This is a genomic window from Streptosporangium vulgare (assembly GCF_042428775.1).
Classification (GTDB): domain Bacteria; phylum Actinomycetota; class Actinomycetes; order Streptosporangiales; family Streptosporangiaceae; genus Streptosporangium; species Streptosporangium vulgare.
The window spans coordinates 69,925-92,851 of record NZ_JBHMBS010000024.1; the positions used below are offsets into that span (position 1 = coordinate 69,925).

The 22,927-nt window shown below is 72.0% G+C and carries 18 protein-coding genes; 9 read left to right on the top strand and 9 right to left on the bottom strand.

What is annotated here, in order from left to right:
* Positions 1–164: 164 nt before the first annotated feature.
* Positions 165–1,394, bottom strand: a complete 1,230-nt coding sequence (locus ACFFRH_RS34395) for an ROK family transcriptional regulator (protein WP_386161563.1) — start codon at positions 1,392–1,394, stop codon at positions 165–167.
* Between the two features lie 270 nt (positions 1,395–1,664).
* On the opposite strand from ACFFRH_RS34395, the gene ACFFRH_RS34400 reads away from it, so the two are divergent.
* Entirely contained in the window at positions 1,665–2,468 is an 804-nt protein-coding gene (locus tag ACFFRH_RS34400) for an SAM-dependent methyltransferase (RefSeq protein WP_386161565.1), read from the top strand.
* 250 nt (positions 2,469–2,718) lie between these two features.
* On the opposite strand, the gene ACFFRH_RS34405 is transcribed toward ACFFRH_RS34400, so the two are convergent.
* Positions 2,719–3,354, bottom strand: coding sequence for a TetR/AcrR family transcriptional regulator (locus ACFFRH_RS34405; RefSeq protein WP_386161567.1), 636 nt, complete (start codon positions 3,352–3,354; stop codon positions 2,719–2,721).
* A 132-nt stretch (positions 3,355–3,486) separates the two neighbouring features.
* On the opposite strand from ACFFRH_RS34405, the gene ACFFRH_RS34410 reads away from it, so the two are divergent.
* Entirely contained in the window at positions 3,487–4,461 is a 975-nt protein-coding gene (locus tag ACFFRH_RS34410) for an aldo/keto reductase (protein ID WP_386161569.1), read from the top strand.
* Between the two features lie 80 nt (positions 4,462–4,541).
* Here ACFFRH_RS34410 and ACFFRH_RS34415 read toward each other — a convergent pair whose 3' ends face one another.
* Positions 4,542–5,246 carry an LLM class flavin-dependent oxidoreductase gene (locus tag ACFFRH_RS34415; protein ID WP_386161613.1) on the bottom strand — a complete coding sequence of 235 codons (705 nt, stop codon included), beginning with the start codon at positions 5,244–5,246 and terminating at the stop codon, positions 4,542–4,544.
* Between the two features lie 571 nt (positions 5,247–5,817).
* Between ACFFRH_RS34415 and ACFFRH_RS34420 the strand changes: the two genes are divergently transcribed.
* The gene (locus ACFFRH_RS34420; RefSeq protein ID WP_386161571.1) at positions 5,818–7,083 is read left to right on the top strand and encodes a TrbL/VirB6 family protein; all 1,266 of its coding nucleotides are present in this window, start codon (positions 5,818–5,820) and stop codon (positions 7,081–7,083) included.
* A 262-nt stretch (positions 7,084–7,345) separates the two neighbouring features.
* Here ACFFRH_RS34420 and ACFFRH_RS34425 read toward each other — a convergent pair whose 3' ends face one another.
* The gene (locus ACFFRH_RS34425; protein WP_386161573.1) at positions 7,346–8,950 is read right to left on the bottom strand and encodes a phospholipase D family protein; all 1,605 of its coding nucleotides are present in this window, start codon (positions 8,948–8,950) and stop codon (positions 7,346–7,348) included.
* Between the two features lie 466 nt (positions 8,951–9,416).
* On the opposite strand from ACFFRH_RS34425, the gene ACFFRH_RS34430 reads away from it, so the two are divergent.
* Together ACFFRH_RS34430 and ACFFRH_RS34435 are read left to right on the top strand one after the other, a co-directional pair.
* On the top strand, positions 9,417–12,299 hold the full coding sequence (locus ACFFRH_RS34430; RefSeq protein WP_386161575.1) for a carbohydrate-binding protein: 2,883 nt from the start codon (positions 9,417–9,419) through the stop codon (positions 12,297–12,299).
* Positions 12,300–12,365: 66 nt separating this feature from the next.
* Positions 12,366–13,529 (top strand): ThuA domain-containing protein, encoded by a 1,164-nt coding sequence (locus tag ACFFRH_RS34435; protein WP_386161577.1) that lies wholly within the window; start codon positions 12,366–12,368, stop codon positions 13,527–13,529.
* A 22-nt stretch (positions 13,530–13,551) separates the two neighbouring features.
* Here the strand turns inward: ACFFRH_RS34435 and ACFFRH_RS34440 are convergent, their stop codons facing one another.
* Together ACFFRH_RS34440 and ACFFRH_RS34445 are read right to left on the bottom strand one after the other, a co-directional pair.
* Entirely contained in the window at positions 13,552–14,010 is a 459-nt protein-coding gene (locus ACFFRH_RS34440; RefSeq protein WP_386161578.1) for a MarR family winged helix-turn-helix transcriptional regulator, read from the bottom strand.
* 48 nt (positions 14,011–14,058) lie between these two features.
* Positions 14,059–14,355 carry a hypothetical protein gene (locus ACFFRH_RS34445; protein ID WP_362694134.1) on the bottom strand — a complete coding sequence of 99 codons (297 nt, stop codon included), beginning with the start codon at positions 14,353–14,355 and terminating at the stop codon, positions 14,059–14,061.
* Between the two features lie 62 nt (positions 14,356–14,417).
* Between ACFFRH_RS34445 and ACFFRH_RS34450 the strand changes: the two genes are divergently transcribed.
* Positions 14,418–15,053 carry a TetR/AcrR family transcriptional regulator gene (locus ACFFRH_RS34450; protein WP_386161579.1) on the top strand — a complete coding sequence of 212 codons (636 nt, stop codon included), beginning with the start codon at positions 14,418–14,420 and terminating at the stop codon, positions 15,051–15,053.
* Positions 15,054–15,190: 137 nt separating this feature from the next.
* On the opposite strand, the gene ACFFRH_RS34455 is transcribed toward ACFFRH_RS34450, so the two are convergent.
* Complete coding sequence (locus tag ACFFRH_RS34455) at positions 15,191–15,919, bottom strand: SDR family oxidoreductase (protein ID WP_386161581.1); 729 nt, start codon at positions 15,917–15,919, stop codon at positions 15,191–15,193.
* A 121-nt stretch (positions 15,920–16,040) separates the two neighbouring features.
* Here ACFFRH_RS34455 and ACFFRH_RS34460 point away from each other — a divergent pair, with 121 nt between their 5' ends.
* From ACFFRH_RS34460 to ACFFRH_RS34470, 3 genes are all read left to right on the top strand, one after another.
* Positions 16,041–16,517 carry an RrF2 family transcriptional regulator gene (locus ACFFRH_RS34460; RefSeq protein ID WP_386161615.1) on the top strand — a complete coding sequence of 159 codons (477 nt, stop codon included), beginning with the start codon at positions 16,041–16,043 and terminating at the stop codon, positions 16,515–16,517.
* 143 nt (positions 16,518–16,660) lie between these two features.
* Positions 16,661–17,809: a hypothetical protein gene (locus tag ACFFRH_RS34465; RefSeq protein WP_386161583.1), complete on the top strand. Its 1,149-nt coding sequence runs from the start codon at positions 16,661–16,663 to the stop codon at positions 17,807–17,809.
* A gap of 264 nt (positions 17,810–18,073) precedes the next feature.
* Positions 18,074–21,292, top strand: a complete 3,219-nt coding sequence (locus ACFFRH_RS34470) for an AfsR/SARP family transcriptional regulator (RefSeq protein ID WP_386161584.1) — start codon at positions 18,074–18,076, stop codon at positions 21,290–21,292.
* 190 nt (positions 21,293–21,482) lie between these two features.
* Here ACFFRH_RS34470 and ACFFRH_RS34475 read toward each other — a convergent pair whose 3' ends face one another.
* Together ACFFRH_RS34475 and ACFFRH_RS34480 are read right to left on the bottom strand one after the other, a co-directional pair.
* Positions 21,483–22,754, bottom strand: coding sequence for a Zn-dependent hydrolase (locus ACFFRH_RS34475; protein ID WP_386161586.1), 1,272 nt, complete (start codon positions 22,752–22,754; stop codon positions 21,483–21,485).
* Positions 22,751–22,927, bottom strand: coding sequence for an MbtH family protein (locus ACFFRH_RS34480; RefSeq protein ID WP_386161588.1), 177 nt, complete (start codon positions 22,925–22,927; stop codon positions 22,751–22,753). Before ACFFRH_RS34480 ends, ACFFRH_RS34475 begins: the two co-directional genes overlap by 4 nt.

Here is a 22,927-nt window from a genome sequence, read left to right on the forward strand (position 1 = left end):
GGTGAGACGGGCTGGGCAGTGAGTCACGCTGCCCGACGCGGACCGGACCGTCGAAGCCGTCGACGGCGATGAGCCGCGAGCCCGGTCGTTTACGGCCGAGAAGCCGACAGGCCTTGGCAGGGGCCGCTCGTTCTGGGGGGAAAGCCGGTCACCGGCGAGCGGGGTCACGCCCTCCCGGCTCCGGCCCGGCCGGCGCCGTGGGCGAGCACCTCCAGAGGGTTGGCCAGCACCTCGGCGAAGGCGAGTTCGGCCGCGCCGGTCAGGGTGGCGTCGTCCCCGAGGGCCGAGGTGCGGAGCCGTACCCTCTCCCGGGAGATCACCAGCACGTTGGCCTCGACCCGGCTGTGCACCTGGGCCGCCGAGCCCTGGTAGACCTCGCGCAGCATCCCGCCGAAGATCACCAGGCCGGGGTTGAAGAGGTTGATCAGGTTCGCCACCCCGATGCCGAGCCAGTCGCCGATCCGGCGCAGCGCGTCCTGGGCCGCGACGTCCCCTCGACCGGCGGCGTCCACCACGGCCCGCGCGCCCTCACGGCCGGACAGCTCGGCGGATCGTCCGGCGGCGTCGATCAGGGCCTGCTCGCCGACCTCCGCCTCCAGGCAGCCGCGCGAGCCGCACCCGCAGGGCCGCCCGTTGTACGGGTTCACCATCATGTGCCCGAGCTCGCAGCCGTACCCGCCGTCGCCGTCGAGCAGCTTGCCGCCGACGATGATCCCGCCGCCCACGCCGACGTCCCCGTGCAGGTAGACCAGGTTCTGGAAGCCGACGCCCACCCCGCGCTCGTGCTCGGCCAGCGCGCCCAGGTGGGCCTCGTTGCCCACCGCCACCGGCAGCCCGAGCCCCAGCCTGTGTCCGAGCTCGGTGCCGAAGGCCTGGTCCACCCAGCCCATGTTCGGCCCGAAACGCACCATCCCGTCACCGGGCCTGATCATGCCGCAGTAGGCCGCGCCGACCCCGACGCACACCGCGTCCGGGGGTGCCTCGCGGTGCATCCGGCGGGCGAACCCGGCGAGGGTCCCGACCACGTCGTCGAGGTCGGCCCCGGCGCGCGGCCTGACCGCCTCCCTGCGGTCCAGGACCGTTCCGCCCAGCCCGACCCGCGCGGCGACCAGCCGGTCCACCCGGACGTCGAAGGCCAGCACGTAGACCCGGTCGGACTCCGGCCGGACCACCAGCGACGGCCGGCCCGCCCTGCCGGTGTCCTTGGGGAGTTCCTCGCGGACCAGGCCCGCCGCGGTGAGCTCCCCGGTGAGCCCCATGATCGTGCTGCGGTTCAGGCCCATCAGGTCGGCCAGCTCCGTGCGGGAGAGCGGGCCGCCCAGGTGCACGTGCCTGAGCAGAGCGCCAAGGTTGTGCTGGCGGATCTCCTCCTGGGACCGACCGGCTTTCAGCATCGTGGGGATCCTGACGACTCGGGGCTTGCCATCGTTGCGCGCCGCAACGGCGGGACGGGGCGGCCACGCCGACCGCGAGCACTGGAACAGATCCTGTCACACCAGGAGAACACCGGCTGATGGCCGCGGGAGTATTTCCTCGTTGTTCCCGGCCGGTGGGTTCGGGGTGTCCGGATGTCCCCCCAGATCATGGTCGAAAGTTCATATTCGTCGGCTTTCCAGGCCATATGATCATCCCGATCGCCCCGGAGCTCGTGAGGAAGGACCCCTGTGACCGACGAGCGGGATGAGCGCAATAGCGGCATCGACACGACGAGGCCGAGCATCGCGAGGGCCTACGACGTCGTCCTCAACGGCAAGGACAACTTCGAGGTCGACCGCGCCTTCGTCGCCGAGATCGTGAAGGTCGTCCCCGAGATCTACGACGTGGCGACCTACAACCGGGAGATCCTCGGCCGGGGGGTGCGGTTCCTGGCGGAACAAGGCGTCACCCAGTTCCTCGACCTCGGCTCGGGGCTGCCGACCGTGGAGAACACCCACCAGGTCGCGCAGCGCGCGAACCCGGAGTCGCGGGTCGTCTACGTCGACAACGACCCGATGGTGCTGGTCCACGGCCGGGCGCTGCTGGCCGAGGACGACCGCACGGCGGTCGTCACCTCCGACCTGCGCGACACGTCGGCGATCCTCGCCGACCCGGACGTCAAGCGGCTCATCGACTTCGACCGGCCGGTGGGCGTGATGCTGGTCGGTGTCCTGCACCACCTGCACGACGACGACGATCCCCGGGGAATCGTCGAGGCCTACATGGCGGCGGTCCCCTCGGGCAGCCATCTCTTCATCACCCACTTCTGCGCCTCCACCCAGGAGTCGCGCGAGGCCGAGCAGAAGTATCTCGCGCTGCTCGGCACCGGCCGGTTCCGGACGCCGGAGGAGATCACCGGGTTCTTCGACGGCTTCGAGTTGCTCGAACCGGGTGTCGTCCCGCTGCCCTTGTGGCGGCCGGAGGGATCCGTCCCGGGGAGGCTGACCGTGGGGCAGCAGCTCATGTACGGCGGGATCGCCTACAAGCGCTGACATACGAAGAACAGGAAGGCCCGCGCGGCACATCGTGCCGCGCGGGCCTTGTCGTCCCCGCGTCGTCCCCGCGTCGTCCCCGCGTCGTCCCCGCGTCGTCCCCGCGCGGGACGTCCGGTCTCCCCGGTACGTCCGGCCCGCGGGGCGCCTGGCCTCCGAGGAGCATCCGGCCCTCGCGGGACAGCCGGTCCTCGCGGGGCGTCCGGCTCGCGCGGGGCGGGACCCGTCCGACGCCCCGGGGCTCGCCGCGTCAGGGGGCGCCGTGGCCCCGCAGGCGCAGGAGGTGGCCGGTGAGGTGGTCGCGGGCGACGGTGACGGCGCGGGCGGCTATGCCGTCGACGTCCCGGGGCGGGCGGCCGTCCCTCGGGAGCAGGGTGGCGTAGCCGTGCGTGGTGGACAGGTGGACGTAGGCGAGGTCGGCGGTGTCGGCCCAGGAGGCGTCTTCGGGCAGGACCGCCGAGGTCAGGGCCATCAGGGCGTCCATGAGGCGACGGCTCTGCTCCACGACGACCGGGCGGTGGGCGGCGGCGAGGTCGGGGGAGTAGATGAGGTCGAGACCGGCGCGATGCTCCAGCGCGTAGCGGGTGTAGGCCCCCGCGGTGGCGGCGAGCCGGTCGACCGGGTCGGGCCCCGCCAGCTCCGCCGCCCGGACGAGGACGTCGGTGAGGGCGGCGGTGAGGGCGGCCGCGCAGGCGCCCAGCAGGGCCTCGCGATCGGGGAAGTGGCGGTAGGGCGCGGCCGACGACACGCCCGCGCGAACGGCGACCTTGGCCACGGAGAAGCCCGCGACGCCCGTCTCGGCCAGGAGCGCGATGCCCTCGCTGATCAACCTGGCCCGCAGGTCGCCGTGGTGGTAACCGCGTCGCGGTGTCGTGGGACTGCTCACGGCGAACGATTCTGCCCCCTTCCTGATGTTAGAGTGCTCTTACATCAATGTAAGAGCACTCTAACATCGAAGAGAAGCACAGGCCGGAGCCCGTTCCGCGAGAACGGGCCCTGGCCGCGGGAAGAGAGCATCATGCGGCAGCGAAACCTCGGACAGCAGGACCTGACGGTGTCGGCGCTGGGATACGGCGCGATGGGGATCTCCCTGGCGTACGGGCCCTCCGACGAGAAGGAGGGGGCGGCGACGATCCGCCGGGCCCACGACCTGGGGGTGACGTTCTTCGACACGGCCGAGCTGTACGGGCAGGGCGAGAACGAGCGGATCGTCGGGGCCGCGCTCGCGCCGGTCCGGGACGAGGTCGTCATCGCCACCAAGTTCGGGTTCGACTTCACCGGCACCCGGCGGAGCGGTGTCGACAGCCGTCCCGAGCACATCCGCGAGGTCGTCGACAACAGCCTGCGCCACCTCGGCGTCGACGTCATCGACGTGCTCTACCAGCACCGCGTCGACCCCGACGTGCCGATCGAGGACGTGGCCGGGACGGTCGGCGAGTTCATCGACGCCGGCAAGGTCCGCTACTTCGGCCTGAGCGAGGCGGGGGAGAACACCATCCGCCGCGCGCACGCCGTCCGGCCCGTCTCGGTCCTGCAGACCGAGTACTCCCTGTTCGAGCGCGACGTGGAGACGCTCCTCCCCGTCCTGCGCGAACTCGGGATCGGGTTCGTCCCCTACTCGCCGCTCGGCCGGGGTTTCCTCACCGGCCACGCCAAGCCGGGCGCCGAGTACGACAGCGGCGACATGCGCAGCTGGGACGCGCGCTTCCAGCCCGGCAACTACGAGAGGAACCTGGAGGCCACCCACGAGCTCACCGCCCTGGCCGCCGCCAAGGACGCCACCGTGGCCCAGCTCGCCCTGGCCTGGCTTCTCGCCCAGGGCGACGACATCGTCCCCATCCCGGGCACCCGCAGCCCCCGCAGGCTGGAGGAGAACGTCGCCGCCGTCGACCTCACCCTCGACGACACCGACCTGAAGCGCATCGCCGAGATCCTCCCCGACGGCGGCTTCGGCGCCCGCTACCCCGAGGGCATGCTCCCCGCCTGGGACTGACCATTTACGAAATCTACCTAGTAAAGGGCGCCGATCATGACATATGACCACACCCTCCTACTGATGGGGGAAAGGCCTGTTCAGGAACGCACCAGTTCGGCGAGCAGCTCATAGGAGCGCACCCGGGCCTCGTGGTCCGAGACCATGGTCAGCGCCATCAGCTCGTCGGCCCCGCTGTGCTTGACGAGTTCGGTGAGCCGGTCGCGTACGGTGCCGGGGCCGCCGATGAACTGCGGGTCGAGACGCTCGCGGATGAACCGCTCGCCCTCGGGCGCGAACGAGCGGCGCCCGGCCTCCTCGGCGGTGGGGAAGAGGGGGAAGCGGTCCTCGGTGCGGACCAGGAGCCGGCCCGCGGCGAAGCCCCGCGCCAGCCATTGGGCGCGCTCGTCGGAATCGGCGACGATCACGGTGGGGGCGACGATCGTGTACGGGTGGTCCAGCCACGCCGACGGTTCGAAGGCGTTGCGGTAGGCCTCCAGCGCGGCCACCGTGCCGGCCGGGTTGATCTGGTGCGCGTAGGCGTACGGCAGGCCGAGGGATCCGGCGAAGCGGGCGCTGGAGGTGCTCGTGCCCAGCAGGTACACGGGTGTCCGGGTGTCGGCCTGGGGGACGGCGCGGGTGACGCGGGTGACGCGGGTGACGCGGCCGGGAGCGCCGGAGATACCAGCGTGGGCGATGTGCGCGTTGCCCGAAATCTGAACTGTTGCGTTCATTTTATTTCGCGGTTCTGTCGCGGGCCTTCGCCGCCCCCGCCAGGCGCCGTTCGCCCCGCCGCCCCTGACTATCCCGGCCCGTACGCCGCGCCCCCTTACCGGTCAGGCCGGGTTTTCGCCGTATTTATTTATCTTTGCGGCCTGCTGCTGATAACAGATCGGTAAGACCGTACTGTCATGGGCCGCATACAGTGTGTGATTTTGCCAGGGTGGGGAGGCCAGACGCGACACGGGAGGCGAGATGCACGGTGAGCACGATCGGACTCACGGCCACGGCCTCAAGGCGAGACCGCGAGGGCGCATGCCGTACGGCGACCCGCCGCTTCCACGCCCCGCCGGACCTCGGCACCCCGCCGGACTCCCCGGTTCCCCGGGACCTTCGGAGCAGGCCGGGCCATCGCGATCCGCGCGCCTTCCCGGGCCCCTGGAGCCTCCCGAACCCTCGGCGCCTTCGCGCCCCGGCCACGCTCCGGGGCCCTCGGAGCCCCCGCAGCCCTCGGAACCTCCGCGACCCGGACGACCCGCGGAGCACGCCGAGTCCCCGCGACCCGGGGGCCCCGCGGAGCCCTGGACGCCCGCGGGGCGGGCGCTCACCTCGGAGCCCGGCCGTCGCGCGGGGGAGCGCGCGGGGGAGCGGGTGTCGGTGCCGCGCGGGCCCGCGCGGCATCGGAAGTACGAGGAAGCGGACGACAGGGCCGACAGGGCCGACAGGGCCGACAGGGCCGACAGGGCCGACAGGGCCGACAGGGCCGACAGGGCCGACACGGCCGACACGGCCGACACGGCCGACACGGCCGACACGGCCGACACGGCCCACGCGGACGATGTGGACGACGCTGTCACCCGGCCGATGGTCCGCCGCTCCTGGACATACCTCGACAGCAGGCCGTTCTCCATGCCCCCGCCTCCCAGCCCGTGGCGGCGGCCCTGGTCGCGCCTGTCGCGCGACCAGCTCCTGAGACCCGCGCTGATCGCCGGGTTCCTCGCCGCGGCGGGGGTCGGCGTCTGGTCGTCCGGCTGGTCCCCGTGGGACGGGGCGCCCGTCGCCGGTACGTCGCCCGCCTCTCCCGGGGAACGCCTCCTCGCCGGGCACGACATGGTGGTCACACCCTCGCGGGGCCCGGCGGTGGCCGGGGTGGGCGCGAAGGCCCCGGCCGGGAAGCGGAAGACTCCCTGGGGCGAGAAGGGATCGGGCGCGGCGGGAGCCGGTGGCGGTGACGGCGGGAAGAAGAAGGTGCCGGGGCGTGGTCCGGCGCGGGTGCTCCCGGCGGAACGGGCCCTCGCCGGCGCCGGAGACATCCGGGACGAGTGGGTCGAGCGAGTGGAGCGTGCCAAGCCTGTCAAGAAGCCGGTCAAGCCGGTCGAGCGGGCTGGGCGGCACCGCGAGGGCGGGGGTTCCACGCGGACCGGTGCCGGGCCGGGAGGGGCAGGGGAAACCGGGGAGGGAAGGACGGGAGCCGCCGCGCCGAAGACCGGTGCCCGGCGGGCGAACGGAGGCGCGGGGCACGGGAGCGGCGCCGGACGAGGGGCGGGGAGCACCGGGCGGGGCGCCGCGAGCACCGGCGGGGACGCCGGGAGCGCCAGGACGGCGGGCAGGTCGCGCTCCGGGGCACAGGGTTCCGGGGCACAGGGTTCCGGGGCACGGGGCTCTGGGAGACAGGGCTCCGAGGCACGAGGTTCCGGGGCGCAGGAGGGCAGGTCACAGCCCCGGGAGGGCAGGACGGGCACGTCGGCCACCAGGGCACCGTCGCCCTCCGCCTCCAGGAACAGGCCGCCGGCCGCCGGGAGCGGGGGCGCCGCCGGCGTCAGCGCCGCCTACGCCTGCCGCCACCTGCCCTCCGGTGACTGGCGCCACGCCTACTGCGTGCGGGTCTGGAACGACTACAAGACCAGGAACGGCCTGCCCTAGCGCGGAGACCCGCCGCACGCCCGCGGGGCGCAGGGTCCACCTTCGGGAACCCGCCGGGGACGGCTCCGGCGGTAACCCCGGCAACTCCGGGCAACTCTCGGTTCTGCGGCTCCGGTCGTGACTCCTGCCCCTGACTCGGGGCGCCTGGGACGAGCCGAGGCCCGGTCCACCCTCGGGGACCGGCGGGGGACGGCTCCGGCTGTGCCTCGGCTCCGTGGTGCTTCGGCCCCGTGATTCCGGCCGTGACTCCCGCCGTACGGAGTCAGTACCTTCCGGCGCGGCGCATGGCGCGGGGGCGGCCGTCGGGGTCGCAGAGGAACCGGTAGAACGGGGTGGCCCAGGCGGTGGTCCACGGGGACATCTGGGACACCTCGTACGTGCGGAGCCGTCCGGGCGGGCGGGGGCCCTGACGACCGCCCGCGTACCAGCGTTCGAGCTCCGCCGCGCAGGAGGCGAAGGCGTCGAAGAAGGCGGCGGGGTCGAGCAGGTCCGCGTCGGAGTCCTCGTGCCGATCGAGGTGTTCGCGGGCGAGGGTGAGGCGCAGGTCCCTGGGCAGGCGGCGGGCGCCGTCGCCGAGTCCGCCGGGGTCGAGGGGTTCGCGGCCGTCGGGGGTCTCGTCGAGCACCGCGCAGGTGAGTTCGGAGTCGTAGGTCCAGGAGCGCCGGTTGAAGTTGTCGGAGCCGATGGTCGACCACACGTCGTCGATGACGCAGACCTTGGCGTGGACGTACACCGGGGTGCCCTCCCGGTTCTCGACCCCGTAGACCGCGACCCGGTCACCGCCCGCGCGCTTCAGGACGTCCAGTGCCTGGTTGCGGCCCAGGATCTGCGGGACGGCGCTGATCAGGCCGTCCTGGTCGGGGTGGAGCGGCAGGACGCTGATCATCCTCAGTTCGGGGTTCGCCTTCAGTGCTTCGGCGAAGGACTCGGCGACCTGGGGCGACCACAGGTACTGGTCCTCGATGTAGATCAGGCTGCGGGCGCGGCGCAGGGCCTTGAGGTAGCCGCGGGCGACGCTGCGCTCCCCGCGCGGCGCGAAGGAGTAGCGGGTCCTGCGGTGGGCGTAGGTGCGCAGCAGCTGTACGGCGTGCGGCCCGCACGCGGGCGGGTCGGGCGGCTGCGGGGGCAGCGGATCGGGCTGGGTGTCCTCGCGCCTGACCAGGTCGGCGACGCGGTGCACGGGGTTGCGGGTCAGCGGCTGGGGGTCCTCCCAGCGTTCCCTGAAGACGGTCTCGACGTCGCCGACGGCCGGTCCCTGGATCGCGGCCTGCACGTCGTGCCAGGGCGGGCGGCTGCCGTACACCTTGGCCATGGGCGCGGCCTGCGCGTCGCCCTCGTGGGAGGAGTCGTCGCGGCGGCTCCAGCACAGGTCGATGCCGCCGACGAACGCGATGTCGCGCCGGGGGTCGTCGCGGTGGCGCAGCACCACGAGCTTCTGGTGGTGCGAGCCTCCGAGGGGTACGCGCATGTCGCGCAGGCACTCCCCGCCCGCCTCCTCGATGGCGTCGCCGAGGTGGCGGTTCTCCTCCGCGCTGAAGAAGAGTTTGTCCCAGTGCGAGCGCCACAGCAGGCCCTTGACCACGACGCCGCGCCTGGCGGCCTCGGCGAACACGTCGGCGACCTCCGTGCCGGGGCCGTCCAGCCGTTCTCCGGGGTCGCCGCGCCAGTCGGTGAACATCAGCAGGTCCCCCGAGCCGAGCTCGCGGACGCGGGAGAGCAGTTCGGTGAAGTAGGGCGCGCCGTGCGGGATGGGGCGCACGGTGTTGCCGTGCGACCAGGCGGTCCCGCTGTCGTGCCGGGTGTCGATCCGGGACGCCGGGTTGCCGCGCTCCTCGCGGTCGAGAAACCAGTTGTCTTCGATCACCATGCCCGATCTACCCAATTTTTATGTGTTTTCACCCTGGGGGATTTGGGGATCACCGCCCAGGTTCTTTCCGGGCTCACCGTTCCGACTCGCCACCCCGACTCGGCGTCCCGGTGCCCCTCCCCCGGATCCCGGGGCACGGGCGCCGAACTCCCGCCGCTCTCGGCGCTCCCGCATCAGGGGACTGACCTGGGAAGCCCTGACAGGGGGTTTACACGAAGTTGCCTTCGTGTTAAAAATCTGTAACTCGCACATCGAGTCGCGAAAAAAACAGACTGTTGGCTTTCATCGGTCTGCCCGGAGACGGCACCCTCCGGGACCGCGCGCACGACCGCACCACCGCACGACCGCACCACCGCACCAACAAACCCGGCATCATCCGGTAGCGCGTGACAGCGCCTCCGGACGGCATAAGCGCGGCGGCGCGCGCCTTGCCTGACTGTCCCCCCAAGTCAGGAAAGGACCCTCAATGTCCCCACGCCCTCGGCCGTGGGCCAGGCTGCTGACCGCAGCCCTGCTCATCACCACCGGCGCCGCGGCCACCGGCCCGGCGGCCCACGCGGCCACCGGATCGACGACCTCCGTGGCCACCGGATCGGCCACCGGCGCGGCGGCCCGCGCGATGGTCGACATCCCGGCCTCCGACTACCAGCAGGTCTCCCTCGCCACCGGCCCGAGCGAGCTCGGCGAGGCCATGTCGCTGACGGTGCTGCCCGACAGGTCGATCCTGCACACGGCGCGCGACGGCACGATCCGCCGGACGACCGCCGCCGGAGACACCGCGAACGTCGTCAAGCTGAATGTCTACACGCACGACGAGGAGGGTCTGCAGGGCATCGCCGCCGACCCGAACTTCGCCACCAACCGCTACGTGTACGTGTACTACTCGCCGAGGCTCTCCACCCCCGACGGTGACGCGCCCACCAGCGGCAGCGCGTCGACCTTCGAGGCGTGGAAGGGGCACCTGAACCTGTCCCGCTTCACCCTCAAGTCCGACAACACGATCGACGTCGCCAGCGAGAAGGTCGTCCTGCAGGTCGCCAACGACCGCGGCCAGTGCTGCCACGTGGGCGGTGACATCGACTTCGACGCGGCCGGGAACCTCTACCTGACCACCGGTGACGACACGAACCCGTTCGAGTCGAACTCCTACACCCCGATCGACGAGCGCACCGACCGCAACCCGCAGTTCGACGCGCAGCGCTCCTCGGGCAACACCAACGACCTGCGCGGCAAGGTGCTCCGCATCAAGCCGCAGGCCGACGGGACCTACACCATCCCCAGCGGCAACCTGTTCGCCCCGGGCACGGCCAAGACCCGCCCCGAGATCTACGCGATGGGCTTCCGCAACCCGTTCCGCATGTCGGTCGACAAGGCCACCGGCATCGTCTACCTGGGCGACTACGGCCCGGACGCCGGAGGCGCCGACGCCAACCGCGGCCCCGGCGGCCAGGTGGAGTTCAACCGCATCACGGCCCCCGGCAACTACGGCTGGCCGTACTGCACCGGGACCAACACCACGGCCGAGACCTACAACGAGTACACCTTCCCGTCCGGACCGTCCTCGGCCAAGTACAACTGCGCCGGCGGCCCGACGAACAACTCGTTCCGCAACACCGGCCTGACCACCCTGCCCGCGGCCAAGCCCAGCTGGATCCGCTACGGCGGCGAGGCCGGTTCCCCGCCGGAGTTCGGCGGCGGCTCCGAGTCGCCGATGGGCGGCCCGGTCTACCGCTACGACGCGGCCCTGAACTCGGCCGTCAAGTTCCCCGCCTCGCTCAACGGCCGCTTCTTCGCCGCCGAGTACGGCCGCCGCTGGATCAAGGCCATCGAGGTCACCTCCTCCGGCGCGCCCGGTGAGATCGCCGCCTTCCCGTGGACCGGCACCCAGGTCATGGACCTGGCCTTCGGCCCCGACGGCGCCCTGTACGTGCTCGACTACGGCACCGGCTCCGGCAACCAGACGCTGTTCCGCGTCGAGTACATCGCCGGGACCAACCGCAACCCGATCGCCAAGGCCGCCGCGAACAAGACCTCCGGGACCGCGCCGCTCGCCGTCACCTTCTCCTCGGCCGGCAGCTCCGACCCCGAGGGCGGCGCGCTGACCTACTCGTGGAACTTCGGCAACGGAGCCACCTCCACCGCGGCCAACCCCACCTACACCTACACGGCCAACGGCACCTACACCGCCACGCTGACCGTGAGGGACTCCGGCGGGCTGACCGGCACCGCCAACGTGACCATCACGGTCGGCAACACCGCGCCCACGGTGAACCTCGCCCAGCCCGTCAACGGGCAGCTGTTCTCCTTCGGCGACACGGTGCCCTTCCAGGTCAACGTGAGCGACCCCGAGGACGGGACCATCGACTGCACCAAGGTCAAGGTCACCTACCTCCTCGGCCACGACAGCCACGCGCACGAGATCACCAGCAAGAACGGCTGCTCGGGGAGCATCACGGTCCCGACCGACGGTGAGCACGACAGCGCCGCGAACATCTACGGCGTCTTCGTCGCCAGCTACACCGACAAGGGTGGCCTGACCAGCGAGAACACTCGTACCCTGCAGCCTCGCCACCGTCAGGCCGAGCACTTCGGCGCCCAGTCCGGCGTCCAGGTCGCCGATCACGGGCCCGCCGAGGGCGCCAAGACCGCCGGGTTCATCGACAACGGCGACTGGATCTCCTTCACGCCGTACGCGCTCGGCAACGCGACCTCCATCACCGCCCGCGTCTCCTCCGGCGGTGTCGGCGGGACGCTGGAGGTGAGGGCCGGGTCGGCCACCGGCACGCTGCTCGGCACGGTCACCGTGCCGGTCACCGGCGGCTGGGAGAACTTCCAGAACGTCTCGGCCAACCTGAGCAACGCGCCCTCGGGCACCACCACGCTGTTCCTGGTCTTCAAGGGGGTCACCGGTCAGGGCAACCTCTTCGACCTCGACGCCTTCACCCTGAACACCGGCGGGAGCGGCACCAGCACCACGGTCGAGGGGGAGGCCTACACCTCCAACTCCGGGGTGCAGCCGGCCGCCCACGCCGGGGCCAGCGGCGGTACCACCATGGGCTACATCGACAACGGTGACTGGGCCGGGTACAGCACGCTGACCGCGTCGGGGGCGAAGACCTTCAGTGCCCGGGTCTCCTCGGGCGGTCCCGGCGGCACCATCCAGGTCCGCGCGGGCTCGCAGACCGGGACGGTGCTCGGCACGGTGGCCGTGCCGAACACCGGTAGCTGGGACACCTTCCAGAACGTCACCACCAACCTCACCGGGACGGGTTCAGGGTCGATCTTCCTGACCTTCACCGGCGGCTCCGGCGCACTGTTGGACGTCGACACCCTCACCATCACCAAGTAGTGACGAATCCCCGGTGCGGCGCTCTCCCGCCGCGCCGGGGTTTTCTCCGCACACGAAAGGACAGCGATGCGCAGTCTCATCGCACGCGGGCTGGCGACAGTCGCGGCGGCCACCATGGCGGCCGCGACCGTGCTCGTCCCGGCCGCGGCCCAGGCCGCCGCCCCGTACGAGGTGCTGGTCTTCTCCAAGACGGCCGGATTCCGCCACGACTCCATCCCGACCGGCATCCAGACCATCAGGGACCTGGGCGCCGCCAACGGCTTCACCGTCACCGCGACCGAGGACGCCAACGCCTTCAACGCCTCCAACCTGGCCACCTACGAGGCCGTGATCTTCCTCAGCACCACCGGTGACGTGCTCAACGACACCCAGCAGACCGCGTTCCAGAACTACGTCAACGGCGGCGGCGGCTATCTCGGCGTCCACGCGGCGGCCGACACCGAGTACGGCTGGGCCTACTACGGTCAGCTCGTCGGCGCCTGGTTCAGCGGCCACCCCGCGATCCAGCAGGCCACCGTGCGGACCGAGGACAACACCCACCCGGCCACCTCCCACCTGGGCGCCACCTGGAGCCGCAGTGACGAGTGGTACAACTACGGCACCAACCCGCGTTCCACCGCGCGCGTCCTGCAGTCCCTCGACGAGGGCAGCTACAGCGGCGGCACCATGAACGGTGACCACCCCATCACCTGGTGCCACCCGCAGGGGTCGGGCCGCTCGTTCTACACCGGCCTGGGCCACACCATCCAGTCCTACGCGGAGACGGCCTTCCGCAGCCTGCTGCTCGGCGGCATCAAGTACGCGGCGGGACAGGTCGCGGCCGACTGCAGCCCGAGGACCGGCGGCACCAGCACCACGGTCGAGGGGGAGGCCTACACCTCCAGCTTCGGTGTGCAGCCGGCCAGCCACGGCCCGGCCAGCGGTGGCAGGACGGTGGGCTACATCGACAACGGCGACTGGGCCGGGTACGCGTCGGTGAACGTCTCCGGGGCGAAGACCTTCAGCGCCCGCGTCTCCTCGGCGGGTGCCGGCGGCACCATCCGGGTCCGCGCCGGTTCGCAGACCGGGACGGTGCTCGGCACGGTGACCGTGCCCAACACCGGCAGCTGGGACACCTTCAGGACCGTCTCCACCACCCTCACCGCGACGGGCTCGGGGCCGATCTTCCTCACCTTCAGCGGCGGCTCGGGCTCGCTGTTCGACGTGGACACCTTCACCATCACCAGGTAGCGCCCGGCGGTCGGCGAGTGCCTCACACGATCGTGATCAACTTGATCAGTTGCTCGCGGAAGTGGTCGTACTCGTCGACCGCGCCCAGCAGGACGTCTGAACCGCGCTCCTCGCGGCGCGCGGTCTCCAGCACCTCCCGCCCCGCGGGGGTGATCTCGATGAGCGTACGCCGCCGGTCGCGCTCGTCGGTCCCGCGCACCACGTATCCGGCCCGGTGCAGCCCCTCGATCGTCCGGCTCATCGTCTGGTCGGTCACCCGGCACAGCGTCGCGAGCTCCCGCTGGGCCAGCCTGCCGTCGACGACGTGGTGCAGGGCGATCATGCCCGCGTGGGTGAGGTCGTGCGCGGCGAGGAAGTCGTGGAAGCGGGCCTCGACCATGCGGGCGGCCACCGACAGCAGGCGGCCCGTGGGCCACGAGCGGATGTCCGCCCGCATCGCCTGCGCGTCCGGAGCGACTCGGTGCTCATCTCCCTGGGCCACCTGCCCATTGTCACAGACGTCGCGGGCCCGCAGGCCGGCGATGTCCGGTCACGGGAAGGGCATCTCGGCGCCGTCGACCGTCACGGACCGGAAATTCGCGGCCTTGCCCGCGTCGAACCCGTCCGTCTGGGCGGCCAGACCGGCGGCGCGCATGAGCCGCTCGGACTGGAAGCGCCGGAACGCCTCCGCGTCCTGCCAGACGTTGATGATCCGCCAGCCGCCCTCGACCGGCCCCGCGACATGGGCGAGCAGGCCCGGCGGCCGGTCCGGGCCCAGGTTGCGCTCCACCGCGAGGTATTCCTCCTCGGTCACGCCGGGCATCTCCTGCAGCACTCCGAACGGCATCGCGACCACCTCTCTATTGGGTAGAGCGAGACTCTATCCAATAGGACCTTATACTAAAGCGGGTGGACGACAAGCGGAGCTACCAGTCGGCGCGACGCCGGGAGCAGGCCCGCCAGACCCGCAGGGCGATCCTCGGCGCGGCCGGCCGGCTGTTCGTCGACCCCGGCTACGCGGCCACCCCGATGACCGCCATCGCCACCGAGGCCGGTGTGGCGGTCCAGACGATCTACGCGGCCTTCGGCAGCAAACACCAGCTGCTGTCGGAACTCGTCGACGTCACCGTCGCCGGTGACGACGAGCCGGTCGCACTGCCCGACCGGCCGTTCGTGGCCGAGATCCGGGCCCTGCCCGACCCTCGCGCCAAGCTCGCCCGCTACGCCCGGCACCTCGCCGTCACCCACGCCCGCCAGACCGAGGTGATGATCGCGCTGGCCGGTGCGGCCACCGCGGACGCCGACGCCGCGCGCATCTGGCACAAGAACGTCGAAGAGCGCAGGCGCGGCATGGCCATGCTCGCCGCGGAGATCGTCGCCACCGGATCCGTGCGTTCCGACCAGGACGTCGACAGCGTCGCCGACGTCCTGTGGCTGGCCATGGACTTTCGCAACTACGACTGGCTCGTCCGTCAGCGCGGCTGGCCGGCCGAACGGTTCGAACGCTGGTACGTCGACACCGTCGCCGCCGCGGTGCTGGCGTGAGCGGCCCGGAGCGGACGCGGCGGGAGCGGGGGCGCCCGGAAGAACACCTCCGGCTTCTCGCCGTCGGGCATCACGCGCGGAGCGCGCTCCGCGCGTGACGCTCCTCGCCGCCGGGCGTCGCGTACGCGGTGTGCGGCCTACTTCAGCCAGTCGGCGTAGTGGGTGGGGGCGATGCGGGCGCCGTCCTTGGCGGTGAGGACGTCGCCGGGGACGACGGCGAACATGCCGGCGGCGTCGTCGGTGGTCACCGTGCGGCTGTCGCCCCTGGCGGCGAGGGTGATCCGGCCCAGCTCGTCCAGCGGGTACACCTCGGGTCCGGCCAGGTCGAGGACGCCGTTCAGGGGTGTCCCGGCCGCGACGTCGGCGACGGTGGCGGCGACGTCCGCCGCGGCGACCGGCTGGAGGGGGGTGCGGGGCAGGCGGACGGTCTCGTCGTCGGCGGTCCAGGACAGGACGGCGTCGACGAACTCCATGAACTGGGCGGCGCGCACGATGGAGTAGGGGATGGGGCCGGCCTTGAGGAGGTCCTCCTGGAGGGTCTTGGCGCGGTAGTAGTCGGTGGGCACCTGGTCGACGCCGATGATGGACAGGATGACGAAGTGCCCGGTGCCCGCGCGCCCGGCCGCGGCGAGCAGGTTGTCCATCGAGGTCTGGAAGAACGCGGGGGAGGCCTCGTCGAAGGTGGGGGAGTTGGTCAGGTTGACGACCACGTCGGCGCCGGCCAGCGCCGCGTCCACGCCCTGACCGGTGAGCACGTCGACCCCGGTGGACAGCGCGTGCGGCACCGCCTCGTGCCCGGCCTCGTTCAGGAGTTGTACGACCTTCGACCCGATCAGCCCGGTTCCGCCGATGACTGCGAACTTCATGGCACGTCCTGCCCTTCCTTGATGGTCCATGCCCGCTAACTCGGACATCTGTTATCCGAGATAGTACACGGACAACTTTTGTCCGAGTCGCCGGGAGGGTGGATAGAGTGGGGCGGTGAAGATGTCCGGCGGGGTCGAGTGGGCGCTGCACTGCTGTGTCGTGCTGACCTCGGTGCGAGAGCCCGTGCCGGCCGCGCGGCTGGCGCAGCTGCACGACGTCTCGCCCAGCTACCTCGCCAAACAGCTCCAGGCCCTCTCGCGCGCCGGGCTCGTCCGGTCGGTGCAGGGCAAGGCGGGCGGCTACGTCCTCACCCGCTCTCCCGAGCTGATCAGCGTGCTCGACGTCGTCGAGGCCGTCGACGGGCCGGGCCCGGCCTTCGTCTGCACCGAGATCCGCCGGCGCGGCCCGCTCGCCGCCTCGCCGGAGTCCTGCACCGCCCCCTGTGCCGTCAAGCGCGCGATGGCCGGCGCCGAGGCCGCCTGGCGTGACGCCCTGCGGTCCGTCTCGGTGGCCGACCTGGCCCGCGACGTCACCTCCGACTACGGTCCCGGCACGCTGGCCGGGATCAGCGCGTGGCTGGGCGCGGCCGAGGCGTAGACCCCTGGTCCCGGAGGCGTGGACCCCTGGTTTCAGGGGTGACGAACCTCCGAGGCGGCGGATCTCCGGGGGTGCCCCCCTCGGCGTGCGAGGAGCGCGGAGCCTGAAACACTCATTTGTTCAGCAAGCTGAGTAAATGCATAATGCTCAGTGTGCTGAACGATATTCGCCGCCCGACCCCCGGCCGTACCCTCCTGCTGGGGATCGTGGCCAGCGCGCTTCTCACCGGGCTGGTCTGGCTGCTGGGCCAGCGGCTGCACGGCATCCGGCTGCTGCCCGACCAGGGCGCCTCCTGGTACTACTGGAAGCTGCCGGAACCCACCGTCTGGACCCGCGCCTCCGCGTGGCTCGGCTACGCCGCCCACCAGCTCGCCGTCTGGGGGCTGATCTACCACGCCCAGACCAGGGTCCGCCGCTACACCGCGGGCCTGCACCGGGTGAACGTCGTGGCGCTCGCGGTCAACTTCGGCTTCATCGTGCTGCACACCCTGCAGACCCACCTGTTCTACGACGGGCTCGCGCAGGACGTGTCGATCTTCAGCTCGCAGGGGTCGGTGGTCCTGCTGCTGGTCGTGGTCCTGCTGATGGAGAACGGCCGCCGCGGCCTGTTCGCCGGGCGTCCGGCCCCCATCTCCGCGGAGGTGGTGGGGTTCGCCCGCAAGTACCACGGCTACCTGTTCAGCTGGGCCGCGATATACACCTTCTGGTACCACCCCATGGAGAGCACGAGCGGTCACCTGATCGGCTTCTTCTACATGTTCCTGCTCCTGCTCCAGGGCAGCCTGTTCATGACTCGCGCGCACACCAACCGCTGGTGGACCGCGACGCTGGAGCTCCTCGTCGCCGTGCACGGCACCCTCGTGGCGGTGATGAACAGCGGCCCCGGCGGCATGTGGCCGATGTTCCTGTTCGGCTTCCTCGGGATCTTCGTGATCACCCAGATGCACGGCCTCGGGCTGTCCCGCGCCACCCGGTGGGTCCTCGCCGCCCTCTACGCCGGTGCCGTCCTGGTGGTGTACGCCGCGCGTGGTTCCGGCAGGATCGACGAGATCGTCCGCATCCCCGCCATCGAGTACCTGCTGGTCGCCGTGCTGGCCGTGTCGCTCTGGCTGGGACTGCGCGCCGCCAGGCTGGTCAGGGGCGGCGGCGGGAGCGGGACGGCCGACGACGGGCCGGGGAAAGAGGGGGCCGTGGCCGGGACGGCCGAGGGCGGGCCGGGGAAAGAGGGCGCCGGGTCCGAGGAGGCTGACAGCGGGCCGGGGGGGAGAGGGCGCCGGGTCCGGGAAGGCTGACAGCGGGTCGGGGGGGAGAGGGCGCCGGGTCCGGGAAAGACGGTGCCGCCCGTCTCTCCTCGCGGTTCCGGCCGCGTCGTCCGGCGTGAATACGGACGTCCGGCCGCCGAAAGTTCCGGCAATCCCGCAAGTGAGGCCGTGTCCGGGTGCGCTCACCCGCTAAAGACTGGACATGCAATGACAAATACTGTTGGAATGGGGTTTTTCGCGAGTAAATGATTCACCCTGCGTAAGGGGCAGTCGAACACTTCCTGATGGTGGCGCATGGACACTGCTCTGTCGTTTCGAGTTCTCGGTCCACTTGAAGTCCTGGTAGGTGAGCAACGGGTCTCGATCGGCGGGTCACGCCAGCGCATCATTCTCGCCGCGCTCATCCTGCGCGCGGGCCGGGTCGTCCCCGTCGACCTGCTCGCCACGGCGATATGGGGCGAGCGCCCCCCTCCGACCGCCCGCAGTCAGGTGGTCATCTGCGTCTCCGGGCTCCGCCGTGCCTTCCTGGAGGCGGGGGCTCCGGCGAACCTGCTCGGCACCTCCTCTCCCGGCTACGTCCTGCACGCCGACCCGTCGCAGGTCGACGTCCTGCTCGCCGAGCGCCTCGCCTCCCAGGCGCGGTCCGCGGAGAGCGCGGGCGACCTCGCCGGTGCCGCCCGGCTGTTCGCCGAGGCGTGCGGCCTGTGGCGCGGCCCGGTCCTGGCGGGCATCGAGAGCGCGTACGTCGAGTCCGAGGCGCGCAGGCTGGACGACCGCCAGCTGACGCTCACCGAGGAGCGCGTCCAGCTGGAGCTCGCCCTGGGCAGGCACCGGGAACTCATCGACGACCTCGCCGTCTTCGTCGACGCCAACCCGCTGCGCGAGCGGCTGCGCGCCCAGCTGATGCTGGCCAGATACCGGTGCGGGCGCCGCGCGGAGGCGCTGGACACGTACCGGATCGGGCGGATGCAGCTCGTCGACGAGCTGGGCATCGAACCGGGCACCGAGCTGCAGGCCCTGCACGACGCCATCCTCCGCGACGACCCGGACCTGACCCCGGCGCCCGCGCCGCCACCCGCCCGGACGCCCGCGCCCGCCCCCGAGACCGCCGCGGAACCCGAAGCCGCCCCGGCGCCCGCCGAACCCGCGGCGCCTGGCCAGACGGTCCAGGCGGGCCAGACGGGCCAGGTCGAGCACGGGGTGGTGCCCGCGCAGCTGCCCGCGGACGTGCCGCACTTCGTCGGCAGGTCCGCCGAGATCGCCGAACTGGACGCGCTGCTGGACAAGCGGCTCGGGCAGGGGCTGCTCACCATCGCGCTCATCACCGGGGTGGGCGGGGTCGGCAAGTCGGGGCTCGCCGTGCACTGGGCGCACCGGGTCGCCTCCCGCTTCCCCGACGGCCAGCTGTTCGTGAACCTGCGCGGCTACGACCTCAACGCCCAGCCGCTCACGCCCGGCGCGGTCATGGACCGCTTCCTGCGGGCCTTCGGCATCGGCGGCGAGCGCATCCCCGAGGACCTCGACGAGCGCGCGGGCCTGCTGCGCACCGTGATCGGCAAGCGCCAGGTGCTGCTGGTGCTGGACAACGCCCGCGTCATCGACCAGGTCAGGCCGCTGCTGCCCGGCTCGGGCACCTGCTGCGTGATCGTGACCAGCAGGGACCCGCTGGGAGACCTGGCCCCCAGGGAGGGGGCCAGCGTGATCCATCTGGAGGTGCTCGGCTCGGCCGACTCCGCCGCGCTGCTCTCCGGGGTCGCCGACTCCGTGGTGATGGAGGAGGACCCCAAGGCCGCCACCCTGCTCGGCGAGCTGTGCGACGGCCTGCCGCTGGCGCTGCGGATCGTGGGCGCGCGCCTCACCGCCCGCTCGTACTGGACCCCGGCCCGCCTGGCCAAGCGTCTCGCCGACGAGCGCCGCCGCCTGGACGAGCTGAGTTACGGCCAGCTGACCGTACGGGCCAGTTTCGCCCTCAGCTACCGCGACCTGAGCCCACAGGCGGCGCTGATGTTCCGCAGGCTGGGGCTGCTGGAGGCGCCCGACTTCGCCTCCTGGGCGGGGGCGGCGCTGCTGGGCGTCGACGGCTTCGACGCCGAGGACCTGATCGACCAGCTGGTGGACGCCCAGCTGGTCGAGGTGCTGGGCCGCGACGGCGCCGACCAGATCCGCTACCGCTTCCACGACCTGGTCAGGCTGTACGCCAGGGAGTGCGCCCACGCCGAGGAGCCGGCCGGGGACCGCCTCGCCGCGACCACCCGCGCGCTGAGCTGCTGGCTCGCGCTGACCGAGGAGGCGCACCACCGGGAGTACGGCGGCGCCTTCACCCAGCTGCACGCCCCGGTGCCCCGCTGGCGGCCCGCCGACGCCGACGAGCTCCTGGAACGGCCGCTCGACTGGCTGGACGCCGAACGCGGCGCCATCGTCGCGGCGATCTCCCAGGCCGCCCACCTCGGCGCGTCCGAGCTGTGCTGGGACCTCGCCGTCACCGCCACCACCCTCTTCGAGGTCCGCAGCTACTTCGACGACTGGCGCACCACCCACGAGACGGCCCTCGACGCCGCCCGCAAGGCGGGTGACCTGCGCGGCGAGGCGGCCGTCCTGTGCTCGCTGGGAAGCATGCACCTCTTCCAGCAGGTCCCGGAGCGGGCGGACGAGTGCCTGAGCGCGGCGCGCGAGCTGTTCGAACGGCTTGAGGACCCCTACGGGATGGCGCTCGCGCTGCGCAACATCTCGCTGCTCGACCGGCTCGCGGGCCGCTTCGACGTGGCGCTCGACGGGTTCCTCACCGCGAAGAGGATCTTCGCCGAGGTCGGCGACCACTTCGCCGAGGCCCACGTGCTCGGCGGCATCGCCCAGGTCCACGTGGACCTGGGGAGGCTGGAGCTCGCCGAGCCCCTGCTGCGGCAGGCGCTGGAGGTCTTCCGCCGGCTGGGCAGCGAGCGGGGACAGGCGCAGATCCTCAACAGGCTGGGGGAGGCGCTGTTGCGCCAGGACCGGCCCGCGGAGGCCGAGGAGATCGTGCGGGCCGCGCTCGCCCTGGTCAGGAAGCGACAGGACGGTATCGGGCAGGCGTACATTCTGTGCGGGCTGGGGGAGATCCAGCTCCGTCAGAACCTGCCGGCCGCCGCGGTGGAGAGCCTGGACGAGGCGCTCGTCATCGCCCAGGGGGTGCGGGAGAGGTTCGTGGAGGCGCGGATCCACCTGGCCTTCGGCCAGTTGCACGCCCGGTGCGGCCGGTTCGACGAGGCGGTGGCCCACCTGCGGGAGACGCTGGAGATATCCACCGAGCTGGATACCCGGTTGTGGCGGTTCCGGGCTCTGTCGGCGCTGGGGGAGGTGTTTATCCTCAAGGGGGACGAGCCCGCGGCCTTCGAGGCGCTGAATCGTGCTCTGGATTATTGTGCCGACACCCGCTCCGAGGAATATCGGCTAATCACCGAGCGGCTGGCGGCTTTATCCGTAATACCCTCCGAATCGTCAGGTCCATGTGCTGTCGCCGGTGGTGTGGGCGATTGACGCCGCCGCGGTGACCGTGCCCTGAACGACGGCCAGGGGGAGCGTGAAGAGCGCGGCAGTGGCGGTGACTTTCGCGACCCAGGTAATCCACCGAGACATTTTCGACCTCATTCATCCGTGTTGTTTTCTTTCCTGCTTCCGTTCTGCGACAAACGTAGAATGAGGCGCGATCGAGTCGGTATCGCATCGGCTACCGGTCGATATCCGGGGCCGCGTCGCGCATCAGCACCGCCGTGAGCAGCACGTCCGCCCCCCACGCCAGGTGTTCGGGCGCCGTGTACTCCGCGGGCGCGTGGCTCACGCCGCCCCGGCTCGGCACGAATATCATCCCGACGGGCGCGATCCGCGCCACGATCTGCGCGTCGTGACCGGCCCCGCTGGGCAGCCGGTGGTACGGCAGGCCCTGCCCGGCCGCGGAGCGGGCGACGATCTCGTGCAGCCCCGCGTCGCAGTCGACCGGTGCGGTGCGCGCCCCGGGCACGACCGTGACACGGGTGCCGGTCGCGCCCGCGACCTCGGCGGCGACCTCGGCCAGCCGCGCCAGCGCCGCGTCCAGGGCCCCGGCCGAGGTGTCGCGGAACTCCACCCCCAGCCGGACCCTGCCGGGGATGACGTTCCACATGCCGGGCTCGACGGCGCACGTCCCGGTGGTGGCGCGCAGCACCAGCCGCTCGGCGGCGGCGATGGCCCGCACGGCCAGCACCAGCCGGGCGGCGCCGTCCAGCGCGTCCGCCCGGTGCTCCATGGGCGTGGTGCCCGCGTGCCCGGCCGTGCCCTCGACGGTGACCGCGACGTTCACCCGCCCGGTGATCGTCTCGACCACCCCGATGGGCACGCCCAGGCGCTCCAGCACGTCCCCCTGCTCGATGTGCAGTTCCAGGTAGGCGGCGACGTCGCGGGGCGACCAGGCCGCCTCGGCCAGCCGCTTGGCGTCGCCCCCGACCGCCGCCAGCAGGTCGGCGACCGGGACGCCTCGGTCGTCGAGGGCGAGCGCCGCCTCCGGCGGCAGCACCCCGGCGAACCCGTGCGAGCCCAGCATCCCCATCGTCCCGTGGGCGCCCTCCTCGTCGCAGAAGGCCACCACCGCGAGCGGGTGGTTCAGCCGCACGCCCTCCTCGTACAGGGTCCTGGCCACCTCGACGGCGGCCAGCACCCCGTAGGCGCCGTCGTAGGCGCCGCCGTCGGGAACCGTGTCGATGTGCGAGCCCAGGACCAGTGCGGCCGCCCCCGGCACGGAGCCGGGGCGGCGGCCGATCAGGTTGCCGGCCGCGTCGACCTCCACGCTCAGCGCCGCCTCCTCCATGAGCCGCGCGACGTATGCGCGCCCCTCCACGTCCTGGGGCGTGAACGCCAGCCGCGTCACCCCGCCGCCGGGGACCGCGCCGACCGAGCCCAGCCGGGCCACGTGCTCCACCAGGCGCCCGGCGTTGACACGGGGCCGGGTCCCCTGCAGGACGGTCATGGCGTGCGCAGCGATCTGGGGCGCATGTCCGTCCACACCCGCTCGATGTGGGCCAGGCAGTCGTCGCGGCCGCCGCTCGCCCCGGTGGCGGTCCACCCGGCGGGCAGGGCCCGGTCGTGCGGCCAGAGGGAGTACTGTTCCTCGTCGTTGACCACCACTACGTACGTGCTCAC

Excerpts from the sequence above, each read along its gene's own strand:
- ACFFRH_RS34445 (WP_362694134.1), bottom strand. The coding sequence starts at position 14,355 with ATGCCGTTCGGAGTGCTGCAGGAGATGCCCGGCGTGACCGAGGAGGAA.
- ACFFRH_RS34425 (WP_386161573.1), bottom strand. The coding sequence starts at position 8,950 with ATGGTGATCGAAGACAACTGGTTTCTCGACCGCGAGGAGCGCGGCAAC.
- ACFFRH_RS34475 (WP_386161586.1), bottom strand. The coding sequence starts at position 22,754 with ATGACCGTCCTGCAGGGGACCCGGCCCCGTGTCAACGCCGGGCGCCTG.
- ACFFRH_RS34470 (WP_386161584.1), top strand. The coding sequence starts at position 18,074 with ATGGACACTGCTCTGTCGTTTCGAGTTCTCGGTCCACTTGAAGTCCTG.
- ACFFRH_RS34395 (WP_386161563.1), bottom strand. The coding sequence starts at position 1,394 with ATGCTGAAAGCCGGTCGGTCCCAGGAGGAGATCCGCCAGCACAACCTT.
- ACFFRH_RS34455 (WP_386161581.1), bottom strand. The coding sequence starts at position 15,919 with ATGAAGTTCGCAGTCATCGGCGGAACCGGGCTGATCGGGTCGAAGGTC.
- ACFFRH_RS34430 (WP_386161575.1), top strand. The coding sequence starts at position 9,417 with ATGTCCCCACGCCCTCGGCCGTGGGCCAGGCTGCTGACCGCAGCCCTG.
- ACFFRH_RS34465 (WP_386161583.1), top strand. The coding sequence starts at position 16,661 with ATGCTCAGTGTGCTGAACGATATTCGCCGCCCGACCCCCGGCCGTACC.
- ACFFRH_RS34460 (WP_386161615.1), top strand. The coding sequence starts at position 16,041 with ATGTCCGGCGGGGTCGAGTGGGCGCTGCACTGCTGTGTCGTGCTGACC.
- ACFFRH_RS34435 (WP_386161577.1), top strand. The coding sequence starts at position 12,366 with ATGCGCAGTCTCATCGCACGCGGGCTGGCGACAGTCGCGGCGGCCACC.
- ACFFRH_RS34410 (WP_386161569.1), top strand. The coding sequence starts at position 3,487 with ATGCGGCAGCGAAACCTCGGACAGCAGGACCTGACGGTGTCGGCGCTG.